The 18,337-nt window shown below is 42.1% G+C and carries 14 protein-coding genes and 1 pseudogene; 2 read left to right on the top strand and 13 right to left on the bottom strand.

Translation table 11 applies throughout. The features are described 5' to 3' along the window. Positions 1-336: 336 nt before the first annotated feature. Positions 337-542, top strand: a pseudogene (locus NSS82_RS31355) (hypothetical protein); the annotation flags it as partial. An 80-nt stretch (positions 543-622) separates the two neighbouring features. On the opposite strand, the gene NSS82_RS31360 reads toward NSS82_RS31355, so the two are convergent. The 3 genes from NSS82_RS31360 to NSS82_RS31370 all read right to left on the bottom strand — a co-directional run bounded on the left by NSS82_RS31360 (position 623) and on the right by NSS82_RS31370 (position 2,970). Continuing rightward, entirely contained in the window at positions 623-1,855 is a 1,233-nt protein-coding gene (locus tag NSS82_RS31360; RefSeq protein WP_340961249.1) for a glycosyl hydrolase family 8, read from the bottom strand. A gap of 238 nt (positions 1,856-2,093) precedes the next feature. Next, entirely contained in the window at positions 2,094-2,630 is a 537-nt protein-coding gene (locus tag NSS82_RS31365; protein WP_036681393.1) for a DUF2812 domain-containing protein, read from the bottom strand. Between the two features lie 16 nt (positions 2,631-2,646). Further along, on the bottom strand, positions 2,647-2,970 hold the full coding sequence (locus NSS82_RS31370) for a PadR family transcriptional regulator (protein ID WP_036681391.1): 324 nt from the start codon (positions 2,968-2,970) through the stop codon (positions 2,647-2,649). A 137-nt stretch (positions 2,971-3,107) separates the two neighbouring features. On the opposite strand from NSS82_RS31370, the gene NSS82_RS31375 reads away from it, so the two are divergent. Next, entirely contained in the window at positions 3,108-3,278 is a 171-nt protein-coding gene (locus NSS82_RS31375) for a hypothetical protein (protein WP_162636851.1), read from the top strand. 84 nt (positions 3,279-3,362) lie between these two features. Here the strand turns inward: NSS82_RS31375 and NSS82_RS31380 are convergent, their stop codons facing one another. The 10 genes from NSS82_RS31380 to NSS82_RS31425 all read right to left on the bottom strand — a co-directional run bounded on the left by NSS82_RS31380 (position 3,363) and on the right by NSS82_RS31425 (position 18,274). Beyond that, complete coding sequence (locus tag NSS82_RS31380) at positions 3,363-4,403, bottom strand: globin-coupled sensor protein (RefSeq protein ID WP_306032061.1); 1,041 nt, start codon at positions 4,401-4,403, stop codon at positions 3,363-3,365. Positions 4,404-4,578: 175 nt separating this feature from the next. Beyond that, the gene (locus tag NSS82_RS31385; RefSeq protein ID WP_076273492.1) at positions 4,579-4,908 is read right to left on the bottom strand and encodes a four-helix bundle copper-binding protein; all 330 of its coding nucleotides are present in this window, start codon (positions 4,906-4,908) and stop codon (positions 4,579-4,581) included. Between the two features lie 106 nt (positions 4,909-5,014). Then, positions 5,015-5,335: a metal-sensitive transcriptional regulator gene (locus NSS82_RS31390; protein WP_076273491.1), complete on the bottom strand. Its 321-nt coding sequence runs from the start codon at positions 5,333-5,335 to the stop codon at positions 5,015-5,017. A gap of 74 nt (positions 5,336-5,409) precedes the next feature. Continuing rightward, positions 5,410-6,441, bottom strand: coding sequence for a cation diffusion facilitator family transporter (locus tag NSS82_RS31395; RefSeq protein ID WP_305953527.1), 1,032 nt, complete (start codon positions 6,439-6,441; stop codon positions 5,410-5,412). Between the two features lie 230 nt (positions 6,442-6,671). Further along, the gene (locus tag NSS82_RS31400; protein ID WP_340961250.1) at positions 6,672-12,815 is read right to left on the bottom strand and encodes an S-layer homology domain-containing protein; all 6,144 of its coding nucleotides are present in this window, start codon (positions 12,813-12,815) and stop codon (positions 6,672-6,674) included. A gap of 302 nt (positions 12,816-13,117) precedes the next feature. Beyond that, positions 13,118-13,834: a purine-nucleoside phosphorylase gene (gene deoD, locus NSS82_RS31405; protein WP_076273179.1), complete on the bottom strand. Its 717-nt coding sequence runs from the start codon at positions 13,832-13,834 to the stop codon at positions 13,118-13,120. Between the two features lie 116 nt (positions 13,835-13,950). Beyond that, complete coding sequence (locus tag NSS82_RS31410; RefSeq protein WP_036681377.1) at positions 13,951-14,772, bottom strand: methyl-accepting chemotaxis protein; 822 nt, start codon at positions 14,770-14,772, stop codon at positions 13,951-13,953. A gap of 266 nt (positions 14,773-15,038) precedes the next feature. Further along, positions 15,039-16,568, bottom strand: coding sequence for an alkyl hydroperoxide reductase subunit F (gene ahpF, locus NSS82_RS31415; RefSeq protein ID WP_036681374.1), 1,530 nt, complete (start codon positions 16,566-16,568; stop codon positions 15,039-15,041). Between the two features lie 14 nt (positions 16,569-16,582). Continuing rightward, positions 16,583-17,146, bottom strand: coding sequence for an alkyl hydroperoxide reductase subunit C (gene ahpC, locus NSS82_RS31420; protein ID WP_036681373.1), 564 nt, complete (start codon positions 17,144-17,146; stop codon positions 16,583-16,585). Between the two features lie 249 nt (positions 17,147-17,395). Beyond that, entirely contained in the window at positions 17,396-18,274 is an 879-nt protein-coding gene (locus NSS82_RS31425) for an aminoglycoside phosphotransferase family protein (RefSeq protein ID WP_076273178.1), read from the bottom strand. Between the last annotated feature and the right edge of the window lie 63 nt (positions 18,275-18,337).

Genomic DNA, 18,337 nt, shown 5'->3' on the forward strand with positions numbered 1-18,337 from the left:
ATAGGGAAATGGTGTGCGATGGGCGATGGGCGATGGGCGATGGGCAGCGTAAGTGTAAACTAATTAGGGAAATACTCCCTGAAAATAGCCGATATTCGCTCTAAAAGGACAAAATCAGGGAATTCCTCCCTAATAATCAGGGAGATTTCTTTATTAGTTACTGAATCGGCCAAAATTTAGGGAAGTTTTCCCTAATTATATGTCTTATGAACAGAAATCTCTGAATTTCAGGGAGAAATTCCCTAATTGCTGTATAAGTGCTTCACTTATTGCATCATTTGGAGCATCATTAGGTACGCCCCATGATTCAATTGGTTATCAAATAAAGGATGCTCCGCCGTACGCCGAATGACGGAACCGCAAAGTGTATTTGGATAACCGAAGAACAAACGAAGATTGCGGGGATCTCGGGGATTCCAGTGATTTCTGCTTTGCGGCACAAAAAAGTGACGTTAGAGATCGGGTGGCTTTCACTTGCCCATAATCTACTGAAGCAAGCTGCAGTTGACCAAAAATGCAGAACAGCGATTCTCCAATATTAGGAGAATCGCTGTTCTGTTTGGCTTTTATAGTTTTGGGCATGAACGTTTTGGGGGCAGCCTTTTTCTACCTAAATATTCTCTTAATAGGTCCACCAGTTGCCAGACATAACGATCATCGAAAATAGCTTGATGCTGTCTTCATAGTAATCTTCTGCAGCACTGCTTGCTGTGTGGCTCCAGAGAGAATTCAACCAGCTTTGGTAAGTTGATGAGGTCATCGCACTGACCCCAAATGGAGCATAGAAAGCACCGCTATTGTAACTTCCAAATACGGTTCCGTTTAGCTTGTACCCATCTTTTATACTACCAGGTGTACTGCTTACTATAGTCTTAATCCAGCTATTCATCTTATTAAGCTGCGTATGCGCCCTGCTGTCTCCAGTAATCAAATAATCTGTTGCGATCCGCCATGGGGTACGACAAGAATTGTAATTGTAATTCCCGTCATTGGCATCCTCAAGGAAATTCGCCGCAGCAGGTTTATACACACCCCCAGAGTAAACTACGAAATCAGGCAAGAGTCCAGTGCTAGAACTATAACCCGTATAAAGGCTATTTATAATCGTGTACGTTTTATCGATAACATTCGTCCAGCGGGTATCTCCTGTAGCCTGTTGGAATGCTTTTAAATGATTTAGCATGAAATCCGAAGGTCTAGTTGCTGTATTATACGAGCCACTATTCGCCCAGTCACCTAGACGGATCGTCCACTGTGTCTGGTTAATCTCATTGTCCATAATCGCATTGATGATATCTTTTGCAGCTTGTAAATAATTGATCGTACCACTACTTCCCCACTGCTTGTCCGCAAGCAGCAATGAGAAAGCTATATCCATATCTCCATCTGTAGCCGAATCCTCTCCTTCAATGTTTTGAAAGCTGCTATTTTGCTTCCAGGACATCAAATAAGGGTTAATTGTACTTGGATGAGCCTTGTAATAATTATATAAGCCGTCAAAATAAGTCTGAGCATTACTGTCATAACCAGCCATCAAAACTGTGAACAACATCCCGTAACCATGTGCTTCAGATACCGTTTCTCCATCTGAATTATACTTAACGTAATATTTGCCAGTGCCAGCTGGTTTGAGATAGGCCGTTTTCCACGCATCCCATTTGGTCTTCACTGAATTATCCATACTGGTCTGGGTTACATTGTTCGGCTTGATAGATCCACTCGTATAGGTGGTGTGTTGCGGAAAAGGTTTGTTCACTGCTGCAAACGCGGAACCGGCAGGAAGAATACTAATTACCAAACATACGACAATAAGGCTTCTCCAACTCAACCTAAGCTTTGCATTCTTCTTCATCATTCATTGCCTCCTCTTCAATTGTGGTAATAAATTTGAAAGAAAACAGCAAGCTAATTCGTATTCGCCATCATTGTAATACAGAATATGGAATTAATATATAATAAATCCCATTAATAGATCATTAGTACTATATATCTGAGACTTAGATTTGTTCTCACTCCTCAACTAAAAAAAGGATGGTTCCACAACCAACTTCATTCATGGCTGTGCATACATCCTTTAGATAAAAATTCATTCGCTATTCTCGTAATTTATTTAATTTAAGTCGATACGCAATGTATGGAAGACCCGGAAAGACCAACATACAAAGTGTGACCACTACTAACACTAGGCTGATATTCCTCACCATCTCAGGTAACCATCCATTAACGCCCAAGATCGCTAGGAAGATAAAAACAATCAAAGCTATAAGCAATGGCAAGGCTGCTTTGCTCATCGTTTTCTTTTCACGTTCATATTTGTCAATGAGGGTCCCAGTGTCTGAGTAGATAGGCGCCGTACCTGCAGCTGCCCGAAAGATATGAAACCCATTTCCGGCAGAACAGACATAGGTCCATCCGGCATCTTCAAAAATCAAATAATACTCCTCATCCACATTCGTGTGATAATCTACACTGTACTCAAAAGTCTGGGGATCTCCCTTTCTTAACTTATAACCAAATGGTGCAAAGCTTTCCAGGAGCCAGCCCCTTTTGGCATACTTACTCAATTTCTGCATATCACCTTTTTCAGTAAAAGCTAAGCCCCCGCTGGTCACATATTTTGTATTCTTCATGCCTATTCCCCACCTTTTATTTGAGAATTTGTTCTGCATGTCTAATCATTTCTTTTCGGCGCTCTACTTCTTTTCTTAGCAATCCAATCCCTTTTTCTGTTGCAATATACGTTTTTCGTTTGTCATCCTCTTCTTCTTTATACAGCTCAATAAATTCAGCCGCTAACAGCTTCTTAATGGTTGTATACATGGAAGCAGGCCCAATTGAAAATTGATTGTTCGTCATCGTTTCGATCGATTTCATAATTAGATATCCGTGTTTGGCTTCGACTAAAGATAAGAGAATATAAAATGCAGTGTCTGTGAGCTCTCCCATTTCCAATGAGTCCGTTCTTGACACTTAATCACCTCCTCATATGTATCATTAAAAGATATATCATTAAATGAACTATATCTTTTAATGATACATTTGTCAACTGCTGGCATAAAATTCAAACTACCTTCTCATACTAGGTGAAGAATATGGAGGTGACTGTCATGCCCAAAAATAACGCCAATCCCAAAGAAGCTCCAGGAAAACATCAACCGAGCAAGAAAAACAATGCGGAGAATAACAACAATTTCAATGAAGCCGCTCAGATGGTGAACATCGATAAGGCTGCTGATTATGTGCCCAGCTTAAACGGTGTCTCCAAAACTGATGTCTAAGCTAGACCGCTAATAACTTCTTATATTTCAAACAAAAAACACTCCTCAGAATTTTCTGAAGGAGTGTTTCAATCCGTGGCAGCTTCATTTCAAGCTCTCTAACTCAGCAGTCACTTTTTCAATTAAGTTCACGAAGGAAGCCAGCTCTTGAGAGCTTTTGACTTGATCCTTGGAATACATTGAGTTATGTTCCGATTCTTTTTTCACCTTGGAAAGGGTGGCATTGATATTGTCTAGTTTCTGGTCAATGGTTACCAATGAATCCTTTGAGCGGCGGGCTAGCTTACGAACTTCATTAGCCACAACTTCAAACCCTCTTCCAAACTCCCCAGCTCTGGCGGCTTCGATAGCCGCATTTAAGCCTAAAAGATGCGTATGATCTGCCACTTCTCTAATCATCGTACCCACTTGATGAATAGACTCCACCTCTTTGTCCAAATATAATACCGTTTGATGCGTTTTCTCTTGATAATCAGCATTTTTACTAGCTAAACTTTCTATCGATTCACTGCTATCCTTTAATTGAACCATCAAAGATACCAGCTCCTGAACGGCTGAACTCACTCCTGTAAGCAGGTGATTTTGCTTCTCCAGCAAGTTTTCAATTTTTGCTTTTTCATCCACTTCATAGGCTTCAAGAACGAGCTGTGAATCGAGATTAAACATCTTGGTTAAGGCATGAATAACAGGCTTCCACTCGTTTGGTAATATCCGTTCAAAATAAGCAGTAGCCAGATCCAGATATAATATGTACGTCCCCAAATACCAATTCGTTGTTAATCCAATACGAGAATGGATTTTCCCGATAAGCAAACGTCTTTCAATAAATGCTTCATCGATCACACCAGAGGCCATGGATAAAAAATACCACTGCTGTGTTTCTTTTAATCGATCCAGTGTACTATGCTGCTCAATGATGTGGAGCAATTCTGGCTCCATCGTCATCTGTTTATACAGTTCCTCAACCAATGAGCTAACGATTAATTTGAATTCTTTCTCCTTGCTTTTTAATAATTCTAAATCAGTTTCAGTAATCCCTATGTAGCTAACTTGCTGGAGTCGTTCTGGACTAAGATTGATCATAACGTTGTTAACATCCCCCTCATTCTGTTTTTTCTCAGCCATCCCCTATGGCATCTATATCTCTTGATTATAAAGGTATTATTTCAATAAATTTTAACACTATATTTACCTATATTGCTTAATAATTTTACAAAACCTCACTAGTTGCCCTTAGATTTGGCTTCCTATTCATGAATAAAGGACTGCCGCGGCAGCCCTTTCAGTTTCAAGCTTTAATTTATGCCGCCATTTCACGGCAAACTTTTGCACAAGCAAAACAAGCTTCTGCACATTGCTGGCTATGTTCATGATCATGCTTTTGGCATTCGTTGCCGCAGGCTTCACAAGCTTCTGCACAAGCCAGACAAATTTCTTTTGCATATTTACTGTTCATCGACATCGCATGAGCTGCGAACTCGCATATATCTGCACATTCACGATCCAGGCGAATGCACTCCTTCATCATCCCCACATGATCCTCATCCAAACAAGCTGAGTAACAGTGATTACAAGCTACCATACATTTCAAACACTCTTCAATACACTCTTTGTAGTTTTGATGTGCCATAACACATACTCCTCTCGAAATCATAAATTAGGATAGTCCCCTACTCTATATATACCCAATTTGAGCAAATAAAAAAGGATTCCAAGGAATCCTTCCGATTGATCAATTATCTAATTAATTTATTGATGGTAACTAATAGCTCATCCAGTACCTCGTTCTCACCATCATGGATACGTTCCACTACACAACTTTTCATATGATGCTCCAGCAAAAGCTTGCCCACGCCGTTCAATGCAGATTGGACCGAGGAGATTTGATGCAGCACATCATCACAATAGGTGTCTTTTTCAATTAACCCTTTTAGCCCTCTAACTTGACCTTCAATTCTATTGAGCCGGCTAATCAAATTCTTTTTAGTTTTATCTGAGTGATGACTTTTCCGCTCATCCGTACTGCATGATTCATGCTCGTGAGTCAGATTATCCATGCACCGATCACCCCTTTCCTCGTATTTTTATTATACTATAGCCCCCCTATTCTATTCAAAAAATAAATCATTGATTAGATTTTCAATTCTTCATGAACTATAGCGGAAGTTTCAACCTGAATGGTTGTATGTTGAATTTTGAAATGATCGGCAATTAACCGAATCGCTTGCTGCAAAATGCGTTGGTCATCTGCTTCCTCTTCAATTAAGATATGACAGCTGAGTGAATCTAAGCCCGAAGTTATGGTCCAGATATGCAGGTCATGAATATTTCTAACCCCCTCAATGCTTTCGAGGATTTCCTTTACTTCAGCTGGATTAATTGTAATCGGTGTGCCTTCCATAAGGACATGAACGGTATGTTTGATAATTCCCCATGCCCCTCTAAGAATCAATAGAGCAACCAGAACGCTTATGATAGGATCTGCAACATACCAGCCAAAAATCATCATAATTAAACCGGCAATAATCGCCCCTACCGAACCTAAAGCATCACCAAGCACATGGAGATAAGCACTACGGAGATTAATATTATTTTTCACATCCCCTTTTCTCATAAGCGACCATGCACTAGCTACATTGGCTAAAAGACCAATACTTGCGATCAGCATCATAGAACCACTGGCAACCGTCGGCGGATCAAAAAATCGCCCATAAGCTTCTACAATGATAAATCCAGCAACTACAAATAAAGTAACTCCGTTTAAAAGTGCCGCTAAAATTTCAAATCGATGAAATCCGTACGTTTTGTTCGGAGAAGCAGGTTTGGTTGCGAACCAGACCGCTACTAGGCTTAATGCTAGAGAGCTTGCATCGTTTAGCATATGCCCACTGTCCGATAACAGGGCTAAGCTGTTGGTAATTAACCCTCCAAAAAACTCCAAAAACATAATTCCAACCGTAATGATTAACGCAATCATAAGCCCTTTTTTATTTCCACTTGGATCAAAATGATGATGCCCGTGAGCGCCATGCGAGTGATTGTGTCCTTCATGAGAGTGACTGTGTCCTTCATGAGCGTGGTCGTGGTTACTGTGATCGTGATTGGCCTGTTGCCTGTGTGCATTCTCGACCTGATGATTGTGTCTTTTCTTCTTGTTCATCATGCTTAACCTCCTATTACCTTCAGCTAGATAGTATTCGTAGCCCTGCGTAGTTACATTCAAAAGCTCCAGTTAATAATAACATATGAGCATGTGTTCATATGTTATTATTAACTGGATTTTTCTTCTTGTCAATAAAAAAGCAACAAATGATTGTCTCTGACCTAATAAAATAAAGAGGACCCTCCGCAGCTCTTCCTGCATGAAGGATCCTCTCGAATCAGTACCGTGTATTAAATCAAATCTGATTGTTGCAGCAATCTTTGGATGATAGCCGCAACTTCTGCTCTCGTAATGAAGGCTTGTGGGGCAAGTACATTTCCGCTTCTGCCCGTGATGATTCCTGCTTGCAGGCTGTCTGCAATGCCACTCTTCGCCCAGCCTGATGCTTCATTCGCATCCGTGTAAATGCTCAGCAGCTCGCTTGCTTCTTTGGCAGGAAGTTTTGTCTTCAAATCGGTAATCACCATAGCTTTAGCAATAATACTCATCGCCTGTTCCCGAGTAATCTTGTCTGTAGGATGGAACGCTCCATCCTCAAAACCGTTGATTAGCTTATAGGAGTAAGCTGTCTGCACCGCATCATTATACCAATCTGAGACCTTCACATCCGTAAAGGATGTTGTTCCGCTCTCCAATTTCAATCCCAATCCACGTACGATAATCGCCGCAAATTCTGCACGTGTAATCTCCTGATTAGGGTTAAACAAATCGTCACCGACTCCATTAATAACCTTACGGGAAGCCATCTCATTGACAATGTCCTTAGCCCAGTGGGTGACGACATCCTTGAAGTTCTGTGGATCTTGAACTACAAAATACGTACTGTTCGTTAAACTGTGTATTTTCGCAAAGTTTTTGCCATCAATGGCAACAATCTGTGTGGGTACATGGCGGATCGTCCCCCCTGCTTCAAGCACTAGCCCAGTCGTAATCTTCTTAAGGTCTACACCATCCGCAAGAGGAATAGTTCTTTCCACATAGGTATTAAACTTAGTGAGTTCAACAGTTTTCCCAGCGTAAGTAACTTTCACCGTGAAATCTAATGGCTGAGCTACCAGCGTTAGCTTTTCATTGGCTGCCAGCATTTCTATTCTTTTCAGTACATCCGCAGTCGGAACAGAAATTGAAATTTGCACCTTCACATCTTGTAGAGCAATGTCTGTGCCAAACTGTTTTGAAATTGCACTGATATCAATCTGTGCTGCTGATATTGTATAAGTACCCTTTGGAGTACGAATGATTAACAGCGCCTGCTTCTGCTCCATATCTTTGATGATTTGACCATTAAGCTCGCCAATAATCACATCTGAAGTCGCAGTCACAGGGATAGTTATAATTGCATTCTGGTCTTCCTTTTCGATGCGTTGCTCTATTTTTGCCTGATCTACAACAATCGTGGTAACCGTCTGCCCGTTATGCTCAGATATCGTTGCTGTTCCGGCATTTTCAACCTTACCGTTCACCAATACCTCAACCATGCTGCTAGATGGTGTAGCTGTAGCTGTAGCAGTGGATCCTGCTGTTGCAGGTGGTGCAGTTGTTGCAGGTGGTGCAGTCGGTGTTGATGTCGGTGATTCTGTTGGTGTTGGTGTTGGTGTTGGTGTTGGCGGTGTAGGTGTAACCTCAACCTCCGTTGATGACTTTGGTGTCACGGAGTTCGAAACTTCAGAAGCTACACTACTACCAGCGCTATTAATCGCTTTAGCTGTAAACGAATAAGTTGTTCCATTCGCTAGACCTGTTACCGTTATTGGACTTGTTGCCCCAACTGTTACGATATTACCCGGAGAAGCAGTAACCTCATAATTCGTAATTGGAGTTCCCCCGTTCGAATCAGGAACTGCAAATGTCACAGTCGCCTCGCCATCTCCCGCTACTGCTATTAAGCCCGTAGGTGCAGATGGTGATGTTCTTGGTTTCGTGCTGACTTCGTTAGAAGCTGCACTCTCCCCGCCCGGATTAGATGCCTTAACTACGAAATAATAAGATTGGCCATTAGTTAACCCTGTCACATCATAGTTGTAGACGGACTCGCTTACTGTAGCCACTTGTGTCTCATAGATTCCGGAAGTGATACCTTGATATATAGTGTATCCAATCGCACCCTTCACCGGATCCCATGTTAAGCCGATGATGCCATTACTTGCCACAGGTGAATGAAGTATTGGCGCGCCCGGCGCTGGAACCTGAGGCGTTCTAGTTACTTCATTGGAAGCCGCACTGATACCATCAGGATTAACAGCTTTAACAATAAAATAATAAGCAGTTCCATTAATTAATCCTACAGCATCGTAACTGTTCTCAGAGCCACTTATAGTAGCTACCTCAGCTCCATAAACACCTGAAGCTGTAGACTGATATACAGCGTAACTATCGGTACCATATACGGGACTCCAAGTAATTCGAATATGTCCGTTTCCTGCCGTTACAGACTCAATACTTGGCGCAGCAAGTTCAGGCCAGGTAAGGTCAATAACTGCACTAGTGATCTCTGCAAGACCTGTCGCATCAAATGCCAGTTGGGCTCCTGTGATTCCAGCTGCATTCGTAGCTCCCAGATCCGTAAAGGTAATGACACCCGCTACTGCCGTCAACGTCACATTCCCCGTCAACGTCCAGCTTCCTGCATCCTTCTTCGACACAGTAACAACCGTACTGTTGTCGCCAATGTTTACATTCCCAAACTGATCCAGCAAAGTAATTACTGGCTGCTGCGCGAAGCTACCGCCATTGGCTTGCGGAGCACTTACGCCCGTGGTCAGCTTCATTGTCGCTGTGCTACCTGCGACAGGTGCAATGTTCAGCGCCGTTGCCGCTGGCGATGCTACACCTACTTGGCTGAACATAACCGCTTGCGCGCCAGCTTTGTTCAGCTTCAGGTTCACCTGTGCTACACCCTCAACGAAATCAACGTTGATCTTGCTCGGTGAAGCTGCCAAAGCGGTACTTCCTAAGCTGCCGTACGTTCCGTCCGGCGCAACATCATAACCCGTTACCGTCACTTCTTTTGTTCCGGTAAACAGAGTGTCCGTGTCGCCCAGCGAATTCTTCACGGTCAGCGTAATGCCATTATCTACACCTACGACAGGTGTCAACGTCGCCGCTGAGGCAGTGATGCTTTGCGCTCCCTGTGGTTGTGGAAGATTCAACGCTACACTAGTGATCTGTGGAAGTCCTGTCGCATCAAATGCCAGTTGGGCTCCGGTGATTCCAGCTACATTCGTGGCTCCCAGATCCGTAAAGGAAATGACGCCCGCTACTGCCGTCAATGTCGTATTTCCCGTCAATGTCCAGCTCCCTGCGTCCTTCTTCGAAACAGTAACAATCGTACTGTTCTCGCCAATGTTTACATTCCCAAACTGATCCAGCAGTGTTATTACTGGCTGCTGCGCGAAGCTGCCGCCGTTAGCCTGTGGCGCACTTACGTCCGTAGTGAGCTTCATTGTCGCTGTGCTACCTGCGACAGGTGCAATGTTCAGCGCCATTGCCGCTGGCGAGGCTACACCTGCTTGGCTGAACATAACCGCTTGCGCGCCAGCTTTGTTCAGCTTCAGATCCACCTGAGCTACGCCCTCAACGAAATCAACGTTGATCTTGCTCGGTGAAGCCGCCAAAGCGGTACTTCCTAAGCTTCCGTACGTTCCGTCCGGCGCAACATTATAACCCGTTACCGTCACTTCTTTTGTTCCGGTGAACGTTGTATCTGTATTGCCCAGCGAGTTCTTCACGGTCAGCGTAATGCCATTATCTACACCTACAACTGGTGTCAAAGTCGCTGCTGAGGCGGTGATGCTTTGCGCTCCCTGTGGTTGTGGAAGATTCACGGTAGCGCTAGTGATCTCTGCAAGACCTGTCGCATCAAATGCCAGTTGGGCTCCTGTGATTCCAGCTGCATTCGTAGCTCCCAGATCCGTAAAGGTAATGACACCCGCTACTGCCGTCAACGTCACATTCCCCGTCAACGTCCAGCTTCCTGCATCCTTCTTCGACACAGTAACAACCGTACTGCTGTCGCCAATGTTTACATTCCCAAACTGATCCAGCAAAGTAATTACTGGCTGCTGCGCGAAGCTACCGCCATTGGCTTGCGGAGCACTTACGCCTGTGGTCAGCTTCATTGTCGCTGTGCTGCCTGCGACAGGTGCAATGTTCAGCGCCGTTGCCGCTGGCGAGGTTACGCCTGCTTGGCTGAACACAACAGCCTGTGCTCCCGCTTTATTCAGCTTCAGGTTCACCTGAGCTACACCATCAACGAAATTAACGTTGATCTTGCTCGGTGAAGCTGCCAAAGCGGTGCTTCCTAAGCTTCCGTACGATCCGTCCGGCGCAACACCATAACCCGTTACCGTCACTTCTTTTGTTCCGGTAAACAGAGTGTCCGTGTCGCCCAGCGAATTCTTCACGGTCAGCGTAATGCCATTATCCACACCTACGACAGGTGTCAACGTCGCCGCTGAGGCGGTGATGCTATATGCAAGAGTAGGTCCTAGGTTCAAGGTCATTTTAGTGAAATAATCCCCCACGACCTTAAAGTTAGTACCATCGTAAATAATGCCATTAAGATTAGAAGTAAGATCTGATGTTTCCTGAGTCCACGTGGAACCGTCTGCCGAAGAGAATAACTCCCCCTTCATTCCAACAGCCAGAAAACTTCCATTACCAAAGCTGATATTATTTAGTGCGCTAGCTGATATTGTAACCTTCGTAAAAGTTACCAAATCCTCAGTGGTTAGAATTACTGCCTGCTGGCTAATTGTATCTTCTCCAACCAGAATATAAGCTCTGCCATCATAGGCAATTCCCTTCAAAGAAGTATTGGGGAACCCAATCTCTAGGGGCACATTCCACTGTATTCCATCCGATGATTTTGCGATAACAACGCTCTCTTGCTCATAAGTAGTACTGTTGTATTTCATCCCAAGAGCTACAAATTGATTATTCAAGTAAGCTACTGTATTAAATGCAAAATCCCCATTTTTAAATCTCTCTGTCCATGAGGTTCCGTTAACTGAAGAATAAATTCCGCCATAATCGGAAACTGCAATATACTGATTTGTGCCAAAAGCAATACCTGTCAGATTGTCCTGCACTCCGGTATCTGTCGTAGTCCAAGTGTCACCGTTGGTCGAGGTCACCACTTTGGCGTTAAGATTGTAGTTTTCTTTATCTGTAACCGCAATAAACTTCCCTGCTCCATAAGTGACCGCATTCATTCCCGGCAGCTTAGAGGGTGTGACATCGTTCCATACTGCGGAGCTAGTAGATTTGTAAATAGAGCCATATTCCCCGGATGAGACAGCAACATAATTGCCATTACCATCCTTAGCAATACTTTTCAGATTACCGCTGACATTACTCCACGCCGAGAGGTCAGAAGAAACCAGCAAGCCGCTGCCCCCTGAGGCAACATATTTGCCATTTCCGTAAACCATATTGTTCACCATCATTGTTGTATGGGTATCCGAAGATGTCCACTGGCTGCTGTCCAGCGGAGCCGCAGGAGATTTATAAATTACGCCCTGCCCAAACAACAAATAGCTCCCATTTAAAGAACCTCCCCCATAAAATTGCTTATTATCCCATGAGGCATCAACGGTCCAGTTAACACCGTCTGTAGAGGTGAATACTTTTTTAGCATAAGGAGTCACGATATAACTAAAGAAACGATTATTTAAATAGATTACATTCGTAACATAAGGCCAGCTAGAATTATAGTGGTTGATCACAAGATCGGTTAAGGTAACCGTTGTCCAATTGATCAGATTCGTTGAGGTATAATAGACAGCATTGTTAGCAGAGACCACATATTTGTTGTCGCCATAAGCAATATCCGTTAAGCTTTGCATTCCGAATATTGCATTGGTAGAAGTGATTCCTGTGTCTGTCCAGTTAATGCCATCCGAGGATTGTAGAAGAGTTACATTATAAGAAGGTGGATTGGTGCCAGGTTTATATACTGACTGCCATACAAAAAACTTTCCATTGACCGCTTTCAACCTTTCCGGTGTGATAGCTAACGTTTTTTTTGTCCAATTTTCACCATCGAGTGAATTGTATACTGCCTTTTCGCTACCATCAATAGCTAAGAACAGCCCATTAGCGAACACAATAGAAGTTAGTTTGGGGTTCCCCGCCTTATTGGAGATAGACCAATCTACGCCATTTGATGATGTAGATATCCCTCCTTGGCCCACCGCTACAAAAACATTGTTACCAAATGCAACACTGCTCAAATTTCCAGCTGATGTGGAGCTTTGATCTATGATATTGCTATTGCTGGGTGCTGCATAAATTACTGCAGGCATAAACAGAGAACTGACGATAGAGAATACTAAACTTATTGCTAATAAAAGATTGCCACTCCGCTTAATCACAATTTTCCCCCTTTGGCATTACACCAAAATATAAATACTTCCACCATATGGAGATTAGATGTCTTTTCTAAGATTTGTAGCCATTTGGTTTGATTTTTATATCGGTATAATCCGAGAGAATTATTACGAATTTAACATTAAATTTTGATTAAAAACAACAATAATTTACACGCTTCACCTATCCATTTCCACAACCTTACAAATGAGAAAAAAAACCTATTAAATATCAGGACTTAATCCTGAATTTAATAGGCTCTCAAGCTTTTGCTCGTAGAACTTTTTAAGCTACTTAATCTTTTTTATTAAATAGAAATCGCTGCTTCTAAAGCTACTTCCATCATGCCGTTGAAAGAATTTTGTCTTTCTTCTGCCGTGGTTACAGCATGAGTAACTAACGAATCAGAAATGGTAAGAATACATGCAGCTTGTTTACCTAACACTTTCGCATTATGGAACAACGCATAACTCTCCATTTCTACACAAACACAGCCATGTTCATTGTAAAATTCATTAACTCCAGGCACATTGTCTTCATGATAGAATACATCGCTGGAATGAATTCTCGCCGTCAGAACTGGCTTGTTAATACGTGTAGCCGTTGCTTCAATGACTTCGTTCAATTCTTTACTTGGCAGCTGGATATCTCCTTCTACACCGCTTTGCACATAGGCATATGTAGATTCACTCCACGCGCTATCCGCCAACACCACGTCAAATAAATTCAATTTATCTGTGTATGCTCCAGCACTACCGATACGAATGATGTTTTCCACACCATAGTTTTTGTATAGTTCATAAGAATAAATACCGATACTTGGCATTCCCATTCCCGAACCCATTACAGAAACCTCTTTGCCTTTATAAGTTCCTGTATATCCAAACATATTACGTACCGTATTAAATTGGGTTGGATTCTCCAAATAGGTTTCTGCAATATACTTCGCTCTCAAAGGATCTCCTGGCATTAATACTGTTTTGGCGATTTCACCATTTTGTGCTGCATTGTGCGGCGTTGACATAATTTATTCCTCCTATGTTGATTACTCATTACTATCTTACTATACCATTCATCATTTTAAATATACGTTTAAAATTTTCTTTTATTGCGACAAAAATACTGCTACTGAATCTCTTTTTATAATTTATTAGCAAACTCGTTAAGTTTTTGGGACATTATCTTTATTTCCTCAATAAATGTAGAAGTATGCTGAACAGACGCCGCCTGTTCTTGGCCGATAGCTGCTATCTTCTCTATCGAATTAGCCATTTGATTCGTAATTCCCTTAATCTGTAACATGGTTTTATTTATGTTTTGCGTCGAGGCGACGGTTTCCCTTGAAAATTTCCGGATTTCCTTGGCTACGACTTCAAAGCTTCTACCTTTCTCACCTGCATGCGCTGCTTCTATTGCAGCATTCAGCCCAAGTAAATTCGTTTGATCAGCAACCCTATTTATAATGGATAGGACTTCTGTTGTATTCTCCACATCTTTTCCAGCCTGCTGAGATTGAATGAGTAGTTCCTGAGAGTGATCGGAAAGTGAACTTACACCATAGGAAATATTATTAATTTGCTCATTGGCTTGGGATAATGATTCCGAGATTTGTTCTACAATGGCTTTTAATTCACTTTGTCTTCGAATCTGAACTGCAATCCCGCCAATGACTTGTCCCGTTTGATCGTGAAGAGGTGTTGCTGTACCTGTAAACTCAAATCCATAAAAGTGGGCTGGAACATCGGACTTCAAGGTACGATTCTCTTGTATCGCTAAGTAAAGCGGTTCTTCTTTGTGTAAAGGTTGTCCTTCGTTAATGTTTAAATTTATGGTGTCGCCAGGAAAATAAGCAACGAACCGTTCCAAATCACATATCGCTATTGATAAATCAGCGGGGATAGATAATTTTATAATAGGCATAAGTGAGATAAATTTGTCTAAAGATTCAATGTTGTTAATCACAGAAATATAGTCTCCATTCCAGCAAAACGTTATTTATAGCGCACCAAGTCTAACCAGATCATGCCTTACATACATGCATTTAATCTAAATCCTTAATTTTGCTTAATTCATATTTTAGATATGTATTCGCGAAAATCTTCATAAAATCCTCCAAAAAAGTTTACAAACACCCATTTCTCTCTCACAAAAGACGAATAACATAAAAAAAGCCCCCACTTTGTGAAAAGTGAGGGCTTTCGTTCTCTTGCTGTTACTAATAATATCGATTAGTTACGGATCAGATAATCAAATGCTCCTAGCGCTGCAGTTGCACCGGATCCCATCGAGATAATGATTTGTTTATAAGCACTATTAGTGCAGTCACCAGCAGCAAATACTCCTGGTAAGCTAGTAGCACCATGGCTATCTACAACAATCTCACCTACACGAGTACGTTCAACTGTGTCACCTAGCCATTCTGTATTTGGAACCAGACCGATCTGTACAAATACACCCTGCAATTCAACATGGTGAGTCTCTTCTGTCGCACGATCAACATAAGAAATACCATTTACCTTATCAGTTCCGGTAATTTCTTTAGTTTGCACGTTTTTAAGAACAGTAACGTTAGGAAGGCTATAAAGACGATCTTGCAGCACAGCATCAGCTTTGAGCTCTGGAGCAAATTCCAGAACCGTTACATGCTTCACTATACCTGCAAGGTCAATAGCTGCCTCAATACCTGAGTTACCGCCGCCAACAACTGCAACATCTTTGCCTGCAAACAAAGGACCATCACAGTGTGGGCAGTAGGCTACACCTTTGTTCTTGAATTCAGCTTCACCAGGCACGCCCATATTCCGCCAGCGAGCACCTGTAGACAGAATGACCGTCTTACTCTTTAGAACAGCGCCGTTCTCGAGTTCAACTTCAATTAAGTCATTTTTGTCTAGACGTCTGACACGCTGCAATTTCATCACATCAATGCCATACTCTTTTACCTGCTCTTCAAGTTTAGCTACGAGTTGAGGACCTTCAGTGTACTTCACACTAATAAAGTTCTCGATACCAAGCGTGTCGTTAACCTGTCCGCCAAAGCGTTCAGCAACAATACCTGTACGAATACCTTTACGTGCCGCGTAAATGGCTGCACTTGCACCAGCTGGGCCGCTGCCGACAACAAGCACATCATATGGAGCTTTATTGTCAAACTCTGATGCGTCCACACTGCTGCCCATTTTAGCTAAAATTTCTTCAACCGTCATACGACCACTTTCGAAAAATTCACCATTAAGGTAGACGCTTGGAACAGACATAATTTCTTTGCTTTCTACCTCTTCTTTGAATACTCCACCGTCAATCATCGTATGGGTAATGCCCGGATTAAAGATACTCATAAGATTCAGTGCTTGTACAACATCAGGGCAATTATGACAGCTCAGGCTAACATAAGTTTCAAACTTATATTCGCCACTAATGCCTTTGATCTGATCAATTACACTTTGCTCAACCTTAGGAGCTCTTCCGCTAACCTGCAACAGAGCCAATACTAATGAGGTAAATTCGTGTCCAAGCGGAGTTCCGGCAAAGGTTACGCCCGTATCTTCACCCACACGATTTACACTAAAGCTTGGGGTTCTAGATAGTTCGGTTCTTTCCACCGTAATCCTAGCTGACATTTTGGCAATTTCATCAACTAGTTCAGTCATCTCTTGTGATGCCTCGTCAGCGCCTGCACTGAGTTTCAGTACTACATCGCCTTCCAAGAGTTCTAGGTATTGCGCTAGTTGAGCTTTTATTTCTTGATCTAGTTTCATTTAGCTTTCGCTCCTTAAATCTTACCTACAAGATCGAGACTTGGTTTAAGAGTTTCTGCACCTTCCGACCATTTCGCTGGGCAAACTTCACCTGGATGATTGCGTACATATTGCGCTGCTTTAATTTTGTTAACAAGAGCGCTAGCATCACGGCCGATACCACCAGCATTAATCTCAACAGTTTGAATAACACCGTCTGGATCAATGATGAATGTACCACGATCAGCAAGACCGTCAGCTTCGATCAATACATCAAAGTTGCGGGAAACCACATGGGAAGGATCGCCGATCATAATGTACTTCACCTTGCCAATTGCTGCGGAGCTTTCATGCCATGCTTTATGTGTAAAGTGTGTGTCAGTAGAAACGGAATATACTTCAACACCTAGTTGTTTGAGGGTTTCATATTGGTTCTGCAAATCTTCTAGTTCAGTTGGGCATACGAATGTGAAGTCAGCTGGGTAAAAGCAAACTACACTCCATTTACCTTTGAAGTTTTCTTCTGTAACATCGATAAATTTCCCATCTTGAAATGCGCTTGCTTTGAATGGTAGTACTTCTGTTCCGATTAATGACATATTGTTTAATCTCCTTTGGGTTTAATTTATGAATAGAGTGAATACTATTTATAATTATTATAATTAACCAAATTAAGGCCTGTCAAGTTATTTATAATAATTCTAATATGATAATCGTTGTCAGTCGCTAAATGTTCATACAAATTCCTTTCTTTCAGATTTAAATACAACACTTTATCATCTGACTGATGCTCATTCGTACTTATTGACTATTATGGTTTAGTTTACATGTTTTATGTAGTTCAATTTCTACAATTCGATGTCTTCTACTATTAAATTGATAATATTCAAGGATTCTTCCGCTACTGTTGGGTTAGAATATCGATTTCCATTATAGGTGATCAGTGCTTTCCATAAAGCCCACCCTCTTGCTCTATTCCACGTTTGTGCATCCATGTTTAATACCTTTTTAAAGATTCTTCTACTAGCCTCATCAAAAAAAGTCCACGCCATTGCAGCATCGCAAGCAGGATCACCCACCCCTAATATGCCAAAATCAATGACTGCACAAAGCTGTCCGTCTTTGACTAATATATTTCCAGGTGCGACATCACCATGAACCCAAACTGGTTCTGACTCCCATTCAGAGTCTAATGCCAGTTCCCAGATCTTTTTCAATAGACCTTCATTAAAAATATCTTTATTATGCTCAATCGCATTTCTAGATTCCTCATCATATACAGCTAAGGACCCACCTCTATAAAAATTATGCTCTCCGGCTAAAGGTCCCCCACTAGCATCAATAGACTGTAATTCAATTAAAAAGCTTCCCAAGTCTCTCGCAAATTGATTGAGATCATTAATGTTCTCATGGGATAAAGTCTCTCCCTCTAGCCAATTATTAATAGACCAAGGCCAAGGATATTCTTTGGTAGGTGTCCCTTTTGCTAATGGTGTTGAAATAGGTAACGTCAGTCCTTTCTTTAAAAAAGGTAACCATAGTTGTTCTTTCTCCACTTGAGGAACATAAGCGGCTGCACTTGGTAATCTCACACTCATCTGTTCACCTAAATGAAAAGTCCGATTATCATGCCCACTGAATTTTACAGACCTGATCTCTAAATCGGACCATTCAGGAAATTGTTCATTTATTAATCTTGCTACTAAATCGACGTCTATAGTATGCATAATATCTCTCCACATATATGAAATTGAAGCAACACCAGTTGCGGAATCCGGGCTGATGTTGCT

Origin of the sequence: Paenibacillus sp. FSL H7-0735, assembly GCF_038008505.1 — a bacterium.
Lineage (GTDB): Bacteria > Bacillota > Bacilli > Paenibacillales > Paenibacillaceae > Paenibacillus_AQ > Paenibacillus_AQ odorifer.